Source organism: Methanohalobium sp. (genome assembly GCF_018609725.1).
Classification (GTDB): Archaea; Halobacteriota; Methanosarcinia; order Methanosarcinales; family Methanosarcinaceae; genus Methanohalobium.
The window spans coordinates 51,954-65,432 of sequence record NZ_JAHENT010000161.1; the positions used below are offsets into that span (position 1 = coordinate 51,954).

13 protein-coding genes are annotated in these 13,479 nt (G+C 37.2%); 10 read left to right on the forward strand and 3 right to left on the reverse strand.

The window, feature by feature from the left end:
- Positions 1-131: 131 nt before the first annotated feature.
- Together QZ276_RS11155 and QZ276_RS11160 are read left to right on the forward strand one after the other, a co-directional pair.
- Positions 132-1,028 (forward strand): polymer-forming cytoskeletal protein, encoded by an 897-nt coding sequence (locus QZ276_RS11155; RefSeq protein ID WP_342765725.1) that lies wholly within the window; start codon positions 132-134, stop codon positions 1,026-1,028.
- A 78-nt stretch (positions 1,029-1,106) separates the two neighbouring features.
- Entirely contained in the window at positions 1,107-1,640 is a 534-nt protein-coding gene (locus tag QZ276_RS11160; RefSeq protein ID WP_292487999.1) for a winged helix-turn-helix domain-containing protein, read from the forward strand.
- A 47-nt stretch (positions 1,641-1,687) separates the two neighbouring features.
- On the opposite strand, the gene QZ276_RS11165 is transcribed toward QZ276_RS11160, so the two are convergent.
- On the reverse strand, positions 1,688-3,082 hold the full coding sequence (locus QZ276_RS11165; protein ID WP_292488001.1) for a DUF4139 domain-containing protein: 1,395 nt from the start codon (positions 3,080-3,082) through the stop codon (positions 1,688-1,690).
- A gap of 224 nt (positions 3,083-3,306) precedes the next feature.
- Between QZ276_RS11165 and QZ276_RS11170 the strand changes: the two genes are divergently transcribed.
- From QZ276_RS11170 to QZ276_RS11195, 6 genes are all read left to right on the forward strand, one after another.
- Positions 3,307-4,467 carry an acetylornithine transaminase gene (locus QZ276_RS11170; protein ID WP_292488002.1) on the forward strand — a complete coding sequence of 387 codons (1,161 nt, stop codon included), beginning with the start codon at positions 3,307-3,309 and terminating at the stop codon, positions 4,465-4,467.
- On the forward strand, positions 4,454-5,551 hold the full coding sequence (gene hisC / locus QZ276_RS11175; protein ID WP_292488004.1) for a histidinol-phosphate transaminase: 1,098 nt from the start codon (positions 4,454-4,456) through the stop codon (positions 5,549-5,551). Before QZ276_RS11170 ends, hisC begins: the two co-directional genes overlap by 14 nt.
- A 2-nt stretch (positions 5,552-5,553) precedes the next feature.
- Complete coding sequence (locus tag QZ276_RS11180) at positions 5,554-6,318, forward strand: ribonuclease H-like domain-containing protein (RefSeq protein ID WP_292488006.1); 765 nt, start codon at positions 5,554-5,556, stop codon at positions 6,316-6,318.
- 24 nt (positions 6,319-6,342) lie between these two features.
- Positions 6,343-8,157, forward strand: coding sequence for an excinuclease ABC subunit UvrC (gene uvrC / locus QZ276_RS11185; protein WP_292488008.1), 1,815 nt, complete (start codon positions 6,343-6,345; stop codon positions 8,155-8,157).
- A gap of 193 nt (positions 8,158-8,350) precedes the next feature.
- Positions 8,351-9,082, forward strand: coding sequence for a glucose-6-phosphate isomerase family protein (locus tag QZ276_RS11190; protein WP_292488010.1), 732 nt, complete (start codon positions 8,351-8,353; stop codon positions 9,080-9,082).
- A gap of 69 nt (positions 9,083-9,151) precedes the next feature.
- Positions 9,152-9,925: a DUF128 domain-containing protein gene (locus QZ276_RS11195; protein ID WP_292488013.1), complete on the forward strand. Its 774-nt coding sequence runs from the start codon at positions 9,152-9,154 to the stop codon at positions 9,923-9,925.
- Between the two features lie 18 nt (positions 9,926-9,943).
- Here QZ276_RS11195 and QZ276_RS11200 read toward each other — a convergent pair whose 3' ends face one another.
- Positions 9,944-11,125, reverse strand: a complete 1,182-nt coding sequence (locus QZ276_RS11200; protein ID WP_292488015.1) for a cysteine desulfurase — start codon at positions 11,123-11,125, stop codon at positions 9,944-9,946.
- A 44-nt stretch (positions 11,126-11,169) separates the two neighbouring features.
- The gene (locus QZ276_RS11205) at positions 11,170-11,328 is read right to left on the reverse strand and encodes a hypothetical protein (protein WP_292488017.1); all 159 of its coding nucleotides are present in this window, start codon (positions 11,326-11,328) and stop codon (positions 11,170-11,172) included.
- 182 nt (positions 11,329-11,510) lie between these two features.
- Here QZ276_RS11205 and QZ276_RS11210 point away from each other — a divergent pair, with 182 nt between their 5' ends.
- Complete coding sequence (locus QZ276_RS11210; RefSeq protein ID WP_292488019.1) at positions 11,511-12,773, forward strand: YcaO-related McrA-glycine thioamidation protein; 1,263 nt, start codon at positions 11,511-11,513, stop codon at positions 12,771-12,773.
- The gene (locus QZ276_RS11215; protein WP_292488021.1) at positions 12,770-13,462 is read left to right on the forward strand and encodes a TfuA-related McrA-glycine thioamidation protein; all 693 of its coding nucleotides are present in this window, start codon (positions 12,770-12,772) and stop codon (positions 13,460-13,462) included. The genes QZ276_RS11210 and QZ276_RS11215 overlap by 4 nt, the downstream gene beginning before the upstream one ends.
- Positions 13,463-13,479: the final 17 nt, after the last annotated feature.

Below are 13,479 nucleotides of genomic sequence, written 5' to 3' on the forward strand. Positions count from 1 at the left end.
ATATATCACCCAATATTATATCCCCTTGTAGAAATGTACAACCATGATTTTAATTCTAAAAACGCTAAAACGGATTTCCAGGTGTCCGGGTTCTGGAGAGTGAGATTATCACCGATACAAAAGAAGATTTTTTGAAAAACTTAGTAATTCCTGATAATACAAAAATGGAAGAACATAACATAGTTGTAGATGGTGGAGTCATTGTTGGGAGCCATTCCAATATCAATTATGGAATCATAGCAAATTCTGCAATACTGGGTGAGAGTGTACAGGTATCAGGTGATTTGACCACTACATCAGAAGTCAGAATCGATACATTAACAAAAATTGGCGGAAGCGTTAAAACTGACTCTAATGCCTATATTGGCGAACTTGTTTCCATAAATGGTAAACTGATAGTCAATGGAGACCTTGATGTTGGAAACAATGTTAAAATCAATGACGGGTTTGTGGCAAAAGGATGGATAATGGTCAGAAACCCTATACCTGTAATGGTGTACCTTTTTTTATATATTAGTGAACTCCTGAGATTGGGCAAAGATGAGGAAGTTGAAAAAGCTCTTGAAGAACTTTTTGAAGATGATGAGTTAGAAGAATCAATGGAATCCGGTGCAATGGTAATACCAAACAGTTCAAGAATTTCAATGGATTCTATACATGTTCCGGCACATGCTTCTATAGGTAACAACTGCCGGTTAATCGGAAATATCCGCTCATCATCGTTTGACATGGGTGATGATACAACACTTTATGGAAGTATTCGAACCCAAAACGATATAACTATAGGGAAAAACAACAACATCCACGGTAATATCGTAGCCAAAAAGAATGTAACCATAGATAAAGAAACCCATATACTTGGTGAAGTCAGTGCCAACACCATTTCCATACATGAAAATGCACGTGTTGATGGTTTGATGAGAGCACCGGGCGGACTCTCTTTCAAACGTGAAGATGAAATTGAAAACACAAAGGATTATGAAGATGAAGATACCGATAAAAAAGAGCTTATAAAGCTGGATATCTGATATTCAAAAAAGTTCTTCTGTTTTCTGTGCTTTACAAAAGTTTTATTAACTTTTTTGTTTATGTAACAATGAAATAATATGGACCGAGTAGAACTGGACAGATCTTCATTCAAAGCACTTGCGTCCGATTCCCGCATTGAAATAATCAAACATCTCAACGAAAAAAGTATGCGGGTAACCGACCTTGCTGAAAAAATGCAGTTGTCCAAACCCACCCTTATAGAACATCTGAAAAAACTTGAAGAATCAGGGTTGATTGATAGAGAAAACCGTGGAGAAAAATGGATTTATTATCGCCTGACGGATAAAAGCCGTAATCTGATGGAGCCAAAATCCGACATAAGGGTCAAAATACTATTTGCAACATCAGTTGTAGCATTTATATCAGGTTTTGCTCAATTATACAGGTTTTTTGTCCAGCCCCAGCCAAAAGATGCTGGAATAATGACAGAAGATGCCAAAGAAATTCCTGAAAGCACAACACCTGATATACCCCCACAGGATATTGTTTCAACTATTCCATGGGATGCTGTCATTTTGCTCGGGATTGCTGTAGTATTGACAAGCATCACTATCTGGTACTTTAAAACAAGAAGCTCTCCTCTGGATTAATAATCAAAAAAAAAGATGGATGAGATATATCATCTCATCCGGATTAATTATCTTGGTGATATTTCCTTTTCTGCTGTGGGGGAGTAAGCTCTAGCATTATCATTTCTTATATCTTCAGTGACCTTGAATTCTATAGTTTTGTCACTGTTTGCACCCACTCTGATATCCCATTCAACAAAATCGGCGTTTGTTTCAACAGATTCTACACTAGAATCCAACAATTCACCAAATTCCCACATGTAACGAACCGTAACAGTTTCGGGGCTATTGCCAAAGTTAGTTATATTTATCTCACCGGTTCTTGTTATATTGCCTACATTCCTTGTTTCTTCAAGAATTTCTGTTTCACCTTTTAAATCAAAGGCATTACCAAGATTGATTTCAACTTCACCGCCTTCAGGTGTTCTCTCAATTGAACTTTGACCCACCATTACCTGTAAACCATCTTTTTCCTGATAAACATTAACAGTTCCCTTGGGCAGTGGTTCTTCATTGTTTGTAAAAGTTAAAAACTGCCGGACATTTTCACTTCTACCGTATCTTGAGGTAGCGTACATGAATTCGGTTTTTGATTCTATATTTTTGTCCATATATTTGGTTGATTGCCGTGAATATGCATCAATTGCAAGCTGTCCGAGTTCATATTTATAAACTCTACCTACCTTTTGAGGTGCTGAAACAGACCTTTCAAAACCATCACGTATAGATTCTCGTTCCTCAGCAAAGCCTACATATCTACTACTCATTACCTGTCCTGATATTAAGTTGAAGTTTCCATCATAGTTTGTATTACTGGGATTTTTGATTATCATATCTCCACTGAACCTGCTGGAACTATCCGAATCTTTCATGTACAGGTCATATGATGCATCCCATGTAATACCATTTACCCGGTATCTAAGCTGGAAATCAAAAGAGCCATTGCCTGAAGATTCAATTCTTGCCATAACTTTTGAATCCGAATCACCTGTTGTTTTTATCTGGTTGACATTGTTTGTATTAATGTAGGATATTCCCCCATCATTCTCAAGAACCATAAGACCATAAGGATAATTGTCTTCAATTCTTAAAAGCACACCTGATACTGTTTTACCAGATGTAAGTTCTACTTCAACTTCTTTACCGATGTTTGTTTTTATATTATCTCTAAAATCCGTTTTTATATCAACAACCTCTAATATATCCGAATTTTCAGGTTCAAGTTTTATAGAATCTGGATCAACATTATCCAAATTTTCCATATTCTCAAGTTCAACCCAATGTACCCCCTGTTCAAGTTCAAGGCTAATGCTTTTTTCTACAATACCTCCCTGATTTGAATCATAAATCAGATAGTTTTCATTTGAATTTCCGTTCACTCCATTAACCTGAGCAGATACTGCAACTGCGAGTAATGCGACCATTCCAATTATAAGAATAGCTTTTTTTAAAGTATATCTCATTTCCATCACCATGTATAAATTCTGCTTATGGCTTAATAAAATCATTCTTTTTGTAAGGGAAAGACCTAACAACAAATTTAGAAATATTATCCACCCAATACACAGCAGCTTAATATGGGACGAGAATAGTAAATATATAAACCAAATTTTGTAATATGAATATATTTATAAATCCAATTACAGGTTTGCTTATAATTTTAAAACTATATTATAGAGGGAAAATCTTGCCCGGGTCAGAAACGTATGAATCAATAGTCAGCAGGGACGAAAAATATGTGATGCAAAATTATACCCGCCAGCCCATAGCATTAAAAAAAGGTGATGGTGCGATTGTTTATGATGTGGATGACAATCAGTACATAGATTGTCTGGCTGGTATTGCAGTAAACAATGTAGGGCACTGCCATCCAAATGTTGTTAATGCGATAAAAAAACAGTCAGAACAGTTAATCCATGTGTCCAACCTGTATTATACCCAGATACAGACACAGCTTGCTGAAAAACTGGTAGAACTTACAGGAATGGACCGCATATTCTTCTGTAACTCAGGGGCTGAAGCAATCGAATCAGCAATGAAGCTTGCAAGGTCTGTATCGAAAAAAACGGATTTTGTGGCGGCTGAACAATCGTTTCACGGACGAACCATGGGGTCTCTCAGTGTGACGTATAAAGAAAAATTCAAAAAACCATTTGCCCCTTTGATAGAAGATGTAAATTTTGTACCCTATAATGACTCACAGGCAGTTGCAGATTCGATAACTGATAATACCGCCGCAGTAATCGTGGAGCCTATACAGGGCGAGGGTGGAGTGAATATACCTTCAAATGATTATCTCAAAAAATTACGAAAAATATGTGACGATACAGGTACACTTCTAATATTCGATGAAGTACAGACTGGTTTCGGAAGGACTGGTGAATGGTTCTGCAAACAACATTCAGGTGTACAGCCGGACATAATGGCAATGGCTAAGGCTATGGGTGGCGGTTTTCCAATAGGAGCAATCGCATCAAAAGAAGGTATTACCTTTGATAAAGGCGAACATGCATCTACATTCGGAGGTAACCCTCTTGCCTGTGCAGCATCACTTGGAGCGATAAAGGCCATAGAAGATGATTCTTTGATACAGCGTTCAAAGAAACTTGGAGATTATTTTGTAGAACGTCTTAAAAACATTTCACGTGATGATATAGTGGAGGTACGTGGTAGAGGTCTTATGATAGGTATGGAACTGGAATCTGATTGTAAAAAGATTTTGAATTATGCACGCGAGAACGGTGTATTTTTAAACTGTACCTCAGATTCAGTATTGCGTATAGTCCCTCCTCTTGTTATAACCAGTGAGCAGATAGACAGGGTGGTGGACGTAATTGAGCAGGCGTAACCTCATTAAAGACGGCATAGAAAATATATCAGAATATGTACCCGGCAAAACCATTGATGAGATTGCTCTCTCGTATGGGCTTGACCCTGACACCATAATAAAACTGGGTTCTAATGAAAATCCACTTGGACCATCACCTGAAGCTGTGGATGCCCTTGACAGATACAAGCAGCTTTATCAATTAAGTGTTTATCCATCCGCAGATTCAGGAGAACTTGTAGAGGCTCTTTCTGGCTACACAGGATTTCCTGAATCAAATCTCGTTGCATCTGGTCCCGGAATGGATGGATTAATCGATAACCTGATGCGTCTTGTCATCTCACAGGGAGATGAAGTTATAATTCCCACACCTACCTTTTCCTATTATGAAATTGCAGCACGTGCAAACGGGGCAGTACCAGTATTTGTTAAAAGAGGTAATGAATTCCAGATAGATACAGACTCTGTACTTGAAGCAGAAACCCCACGTACCAAGATGATATTTATCTGTTCACCAAATAATCCATCCGGTAACCTCATAGATGAAGAAAAACTTCGCAGGATAGCAGAATCCACGAAAGGACTTGTTTTTGTGGATGAAGCATATGTTGAATTTGCAGACAGGAATATGGCAAACCTTATCGATGACTATGATAACCTCATAATAGGTAGGACTTTTTCCAAGGCATTTGGTCTAGCTGGTATGAGAATCGGGTACGGTATTATGCCAAAGTGGCTGAAATCCGAATACATGAGGGTCTCGACACCTTTTAATTTAAGCGGTCCAGCAATAACAGCAGGTATTGCTGCTCTATCAGATACCAGACATCTGAAACAAAGTGTTGAACTGGCAAGGGAAGGACGGAAATATCTTAAAGATAATATACCATTTAATGTATATAATTCTCAGGCTAATTTTGTTCTTGTGGATGTTGCCCCTAAAAAAGCTAAAGATGTATGTGAGCGGCTGCTTGAAGAAGGTATCATTGTCCGGGACTGCACATCATTCAGGGATGCAGGTGATTCATTGATTCGCGTAACAGTAGGAACAAAAGACCAAAATAAATGGGTTGTAGAAGCCTTTAAAAATCAATATCCGGGTTGATTATGCTTACCAGTACTTATATACACATTCCAAAAATAGGTAAATCCACCGAACATAAAATATGGGCATCAGGAATCACAACATGGGAGGACTTTATAAAATACCATGATTCAGTTCCCCTCCCGAAATCCAAGCAAAATATTATACTTGAAGGTATAAATGAGTCAATGGAACGGCTGGATAAAAGAGACACCGAATTTTTTGCAAACTATCTGCCAAATTCAGAGCATTGGAGAGGTTTTCGATACTTTTCGGATTCTGTTGCCTATGTAGATATCGAAACCACTGGACTGTCAAAGATACATGATTATATAACAGTAATAGGTGTTTATAACGGCAGCCAAACTAAAACTTTCGTACATGGAATTAATCTTGATGACGTTGTGGACGAATTGAACAAATACGAATTTATTGTAACATACAACGGAGCATGTTTCGACCTTCCATTTATTAGAAAAGAATATCCCGAACTTGAGTTTAACCGGCTCCATGTCGACCTGATATATCCCCTAAAAAAACTCGGATACAAAGGGGGTCTTAAGCAGGCTGAAGAAAAGCTTGGAATATCGAGAAGTGATAACACTACACAAATGTCGGGACTTGATGCAGTGAGGTTGTGGAACAGATATCAAAAAGGCGATAATGATGCAATTGACCTGTTGCTTGAATACAATCGCGAAGATATAGTAAACCTTGAGACAATATTAAACACTATATATTCAAGATTAATTGACAAAACGTTTTCTGACGCTAAAAAAGAATTCTAAAAACATTAAAGTTATCCAGCAAATATGTCTTCTGATTTTGATATATCAAAGTTTCCAGACCTTCCCGGTGTATATTTGATGAAAGATAAATCAGATACAGTGATATATATCGGGAAAGCACGTTCACTTAAAAAGAGAGTCAGTCAATATTTCCAGTCCCAGAAATATCATTCTCCAAAAACGAGAACACTTGTAAAACATATAGCAGACATTGAATACATAGTTACCCAATCCGAAGTAGAAGCACTGATTACCGAAGCAAGCCTTATAAAAAAGCACAAACCCAGATACAATGTCCGTCTAAAAGATGATAAACGCTACCCCTACATTAAAATAACCAATTCAAAATATCCGCGAATTTATCTTACACGGCGACGTTTGATGGATAACGCCCTCTATTTTGGACCCTATACAAACGCTGGTGCAGTACGCAAGACCCTTGATATAATATCAAGAATTTTTAAAATACGGAAGTGTAAGACAAAAATTGATGGTGATAAAACTCATTCAAGACCCTGCCTTAATTATCATATCAAACGTTGCCTCGGTCCCTGTACAGGTGCAGTCAGCGAAACTGAGTATCAAAAAGAACTAAATTCTACTATCAAATTCCTGAAAGGCGAAAGTGATGAACTTATAAAAGAGCTTGAAGACAGGATGTACCAATTATCTCTAAACCAAGAATATGAAGCTGCAAGCGTGGTCCGCGACCAGATTGAGGCTCTTAAAAATCTAACACATCAACAGGTGGCAATATCAGGAACAGATGAAAGAGATGTAATAGCTACAGCTGTTGATGAAAATGCAGTATATATCCAGCTTTTCTATATAAGAAACGGGAACCTTGTAGGTAGATCACAATTCACAATGGACAGAGGTGATGATGAAGTATCCGTTCCTGAAGTTTTATCAGGTTTTATCAAGCAATATTACCAGGATTCACCTGTACCACCCGAAATACTGGTTCAGTATGACATCCATGAAAAAGATTTGATAAAAAAATGGCTTTATGAAAAATCAGGTTTGCATGTTAATATTCATGTACCCTTAAAAGGCGAAAAAAAACGAATCCTTGACCTTGCCACCAAAAACGCTGAAATGTCCATGAAACAGGAAAGGTTAAAAAAAGACCACCAACAGCCCAACGAAGTGCTTGAAAGCCTAAAAACTGACCTATCGCTTGAAACACTTCCCTATCACATAGAAGGATTTGATATTTCTAATATATCAGGTACAGATGCAGTAGGTTCAGTGGTGGTATTTGAAAATGGTGTTCCTGCAAACAGCAAATACCGACAATTCAACATCAAAAATGTTGAAGGCATAGATGATTTTGCAATGATGGCTGAAGTGGTGCATCGAAGATTCAGCCGGATTTTAGATGAAAATAAAACCCTTCCAGACCTTATACTCATCGATGGTGGTCCCGGTCAGGTCAGTGCTGCGAAGGATTCTCTTGACAACTTAAACCTTGACAATATACCTTTGATAGGTCTTGCTAAACAGTATGAACATATAATAACCCCAGATAATGAAGTAATAATTCTTTCCCAAAAATCAGATTCAATGAAACTTCTTATGAGGATACGTGACGAAGCCCATCGGTTTGCAGTTTCGTCCCACCGAAGAAAACGTACTGCAAAACTTACTCATTCAGCTCTTGATGGTATCCCGGGAATAGGTGAATCAAAAAAACGCGCCTTGTTGGAACATTTTGGATCAGTTGATAATATTATAAACGCAACAATTAAAGACCTGAAACAAGTTGAAGGTATCAATAAGAACCTGGCACAAAAAATTGTGGATTATTTTGAAAACGAAGATAGTAAAAAATGGTGATTTCTAGAATATATATTTTAAAAAATGTATTTTTTTATGAAATTGATTTTGAACAAGTTTTTAACAAATGAATCTATTAAATAGCAAAACTTAAAACATAACGCATCCAAATTAAATTTATTACAGTTTCCAAGTAAATAGTGCTGTTTATAAAGATTGATTAATAAAGGCCAAGTTTAAGGGAGTGTAATTAATGGTCAAAGAAATTAAATTCGGCAGAATCTCCAGAACTGCTAATGTCAGAATGTTAAATGATATGCATGATGTTCTTTACGATAAAAAACAGATGAGTATTAAAAAAAACCCTGAATTGTATTACATGTATCGCGACCTTTATAAAGATGATTACGATTTTGAAACTATTAAAAAACATAACCTAAGATATGACATTACTGTCATCCCTCCAAAAATGGTAGGTAGAGAATATGTAAAAACAGCAGGCCACTGCCATCCAAAAGTTCCAGATACAGATGTATCTTATCCTGAAGTATATCAGGTTCTGGAAGGATATGCCACCTACCTTTTACAAAAAATGGAGGGAGGCAAAGTAGAAGATGTAGTGGTTATCAATGCACAGGCAGGTGATTATGTTGTTATACCTCCTGATTACTGCCATATAACAATCAATACATCAGATGAGACTCTTAAAATGGCCAACTGGGTATGCCGTGAATTTTCCTCCCTCTATGACTCCATAAAACAGCGTAGTGGCGGAGCCTATTATCTCATTGATACAGGTTTTATCAAAAACCCGGAATATTATGAAGTACCACAGATACGATACCTGTCTCCACTAGAATACCCGAAATTTGGTCTGAATAAAGGTCAGGATATGTATAACCTGATAACAGGCATAGGAAAATTAAAATTCCTAACATCACCCCAAGAATATATGGATGACTTTGATTATATAATCGGAAAATGATACACAACAGCAGTTCTGGTCAATTGACCATAAAAAAATGAGAGTTGTAGGATATAACAGAGGAATAAGATGCAAAAACAGGGAAATAAAAAGGATTACCGAGTACAGTTTACCTTATCCAAAATTGTAAACCTGATGTCCAGTACGACCTATGACCCAAAAATAGGCAAAGGTGATGTGATTGCCAATGTTTCAATTATAAACAAGCATGACCTAAACAGAGTACTTGAAATATTTAAAACCGCCATGATGAGTGGTTTGACTGTTAGCCCTTTTATAAAAATTCTACATGAGGGAGAAAGCATTGGAGATTTGACTATCGAGGAAGGTAAAATCGGTCTTGCAACAATGTGCAGTATAACAATTGATGGCATATTGTTAAAAAGAGGCATCCTTGTCAACCCAAAATTTGGGGGGCTGGTTCAGATTGAAGAAGGGTCACCTGTACGTTTTACCGATGTTTTAACCTATGCAAGTACCTCTATAGACCCACTGGAAGCCCTGATGTCACAGGAGATTACCTCAGTAACACAGATGATAAGTACAGGGTCTGGCAAGATTCTGGCAAACCTTAGAGAAGTACCTATAGCTGCACGATATGATATAGACCATGTACTTTCTGATATAATGGATGCAGGACTTAGCGGAATACTGGAAGTTGGAGAACCGAATCGAAAGATACTGGATGTTCCAATTGAAAGAGACCATCTTGGTATTGTTGTTATAGGCGGTACTAATCCCATGGCTATTGTGAGAGAACACGGCATTCCCATCGAAACAAATGCAATGTCCACTGTTATTGATATTACAGAAATGAGTGATATTAAAGATATTAACCTATAACTTAAATATATTCATCGATTAACCAACAAGTGATGTTATCTGGGATACAGCATCAATAAATGTATCAATTTCTTCCTGTGTATTATACAAACCTACTGATGCTCTTACCGCCCCATCAACATTAAGAGCCTGAAGGGTTGGCATAGCACAATGGTGACCGCTTCGTACACATATACCTTTTGTTTCATCCAGTATCATGGCTACATCATGAGAATTTAGCCCGGCTATGTTAAAAGGAACTACTCCACTGCGATTCTCAGGTCCATATACTTCTACATATGGCATTTTTGAAAGTTTGGAAGCCATATCCTTAACAAGAGATTTTTCATGTTTTTCAATATTATTTATCCCTAAATCATGGACATATTCAACACCCTTTCCAAGACCTATAACACCTGGTATATTGGGTGTTCCGGATTCAAATTTTGTGGGACACGGTTCTATGTCAAAACCAGAAGTAGTTACCGAATGCACCATTCCCCCTCCAAAATAGGATGGGTCTAAATTTTCGGGTTCTTTAACATATAAAATACCTGTGCCCTGCGGACCCAGCAAACCTTTATGACCGGATGCTGCAAAAAAGTCACAGCCAATAGAACCCACATCAACAGGGAAATGGCCGACAGATTGAGCCCCATCTATCAAAACCATTGCTCCGTTTTTATGCGAAATCCGGGTTATCTCATTAATATCCTGCACTGAACCGAAAACATTTGATACATGGGTTACTGCGACAAGTCTTGTTCTGTCAGTTATAGAATCATATATGTCATCAGGGTTGACAATACCTGTATCATCAGGAGATACAACAGTAATATCAACCCCACAATCTTTTAGATTCATCCAGGGTAGAAGGTTGGAATGGTGTTCCAGGGATGTGGTCACAATGTGGTCATCGGAATTCCAGTCCATTCCAAGTGCTACCATATTCATGCTTTCAGTAGCATTTTTTGTCATTATGGTTTTTGAAGAATCAACATTCAAAAAACCGGCTACTTTTTCACGTGAATCTTCATAATGATTGGTTGATTCCCGAGCTAAGCGGTGTGCTCCTCTACCATAATTTCCAGAGTATTTATAGAAATAATCGTTTATGGCTGAAACTACCTGTACAGGTGTCTGCGTTGTAGCTGCACTGTCCAGATATATAACATTATCCAGAACAGGAAAATTTTTCCGAATTTCAAAAATGTCGTACATAGCTTTATATTATTCAACAGGATGAAAAATAAAGTTTTTGCAGGTTATTTTGCCTGTAAACCACCAACCATAAAATCATAAAGTTCTCTATCTTCTTTATCTAGTTTCTTTTTTGTACGCCCACAAACGACCATATGACAGATTTGTTTTGGATTGCGTTTTTTATCTAACTGATTATCATTTGTTACCACTAACTTCTTCATTGATAATACCTCCTGTCTTCATGAATTATTCAAATGTACCCCGCTGAAAATCTTCACACAAAAATATTTGCCAAGTAATTACAAGCGTTAAACACTATACTACTCAATTATCACATATAAAACTAACGGTTAAAACCAGTCATCGTAAGGTATAAACAAATGCAACATCGTTTTAGTAAAACATGTCAATAATAAATGTTAATCAATCTCTTAAATATCATGAAGGATCACAGCGAGTTTATGATGAAGGTACCACTCTTGAAAAAACAAAATCTCAGCTTAAAAAAATCGGAGTTACGCGTATAGCAGATATAACTCATCTTGACAGAGTGGGTATTCCTGTCTATTCTGCAATCAGACCAAGTGCTGCTAAAGGTGCTATATCTGTATATTCCGGAAAAGGTGTTACTTCCACACAAGCCAGGATTTCTGCAATGATGGAAGGATTTGAAAGGTGTCTGGCAGAGAAAAAAGAAATGAACAATAACATACAGGAAGATATTATTGCCGATGAATTTGTTGATTCCTTTGATAATATAAAAGAAACATACAATATATTAAACCCTTCAAAACTTCTCATATCAGAAGATGTAAGAACAGATGACATAATAGAATGGACCAGTGGATGGGACCTGATAAATGATAATGAAATCTATGTTCCATCAAATTCAGTCTACCACCCCTACGATGCCACAAACCAGTGTGTTAAACTGTTCAGAAGCAACACAAATGGTCTTGCAGCAGGTAACGTGATAGAAGAAGCAGTGCTTCACGGATTACTGGAAGTTACTGAAAGAGATGCCTTAAGTATTGCAGAAATGAACAGAAACCCCGGTAAAAGGTTAATGCTTGATAAAGATGACGGCATATGTTATGAACTAATGCAAAAGTTCAATGATGCAGGTATTAATATCAGACTCTGGGTTCCCTTTCATGATACTGAAATTACAACCGTGGTTGCGTCGCTTGATGATGCTCAATTAAAAGACCCCGCAATGCTTGTGATGGGAGCTGGATCTCACCTAAATCCGGAAATTGCCACCATGAGAGCCCTTACCGAAGTCGCACAATCAAGGGTTGTACAGATTCATGGTGCAAGAGAGGATACTGAAAGGGACAAATTCGTCCGTAATATCGGATATGAACGCATGAAAAGAATGAATGGCTTCTGGTATAAAGATGAAGATGTAGAAACCGTCACATTAAAAGATTTAAACGATTTGTCCGGAAATTCGCCAGCAGAAAATATCAATACAGTAATTGACCAGCTCAAAAATTTAGTTGATAACGTGGTTGTGGTCAATCTATCAAGGGAAAGCATAAGTATTCCAGTAGTAAGAGTTATTATTCCAACCTTTGAAATGTATACACTTGACAGAGAAAGAGTTGGCAAAAGGAAAAACATCGCACTGAAAAAAAGCAAAAGAAAAGGCAAAAAAACATGAAACCACAAACGAATTTGAATATAAAAAAACCAAAAAATCCCAGAATTGCTGTTTTTGCAGGCACAAGCATAACCCATGAGGATGCTAATGAAATACTCAATGCTAACTATAAACCGCCTGTTTACAGGTGTAACATCGATAAGGCGATGAAAGAAGGATACAACATTATAGGAATTATCGATGGAGTATTCTTTGATAAGGCGGCTGTTTCCCATAAAGAGATAATAAAAGCACTCAAAAACAATGTCATCATTGTGGGTGGATGTAGTATGGGTGCTTTACGTGCATCAGAACTTGATGATTATGGGATGATAGGCGCAGGAAAAATATATGAACAGTACAGGGATGGTATTATAGAGGCTGACGATGAGGTGGCTGTTGCTACAAACCCTGATACCTTTGAACCTGTATCCAAACCTCTGATAAATATCAGGCAAACTCTGAAAGCGGCATATAAAGATGATATTATTGATGATAAAACCTACAACAACTTGATAGAAATTGCAAAACAGACCTATTATCCATACAGAAGCTACACTGGTATTGTTAAACAGGCTGTAAAAAATAATATCCTTACAGAGGAGGATAGCAACAATATTTTGCGGTATTGCAGAGAAAATGAGATAGACATTAAACGTAAAGATGCAGTTGCAGTTCTTAAAACCATAAAAGAAATTGTTGATAGCTAAAAAAGAAAAAATGGTTT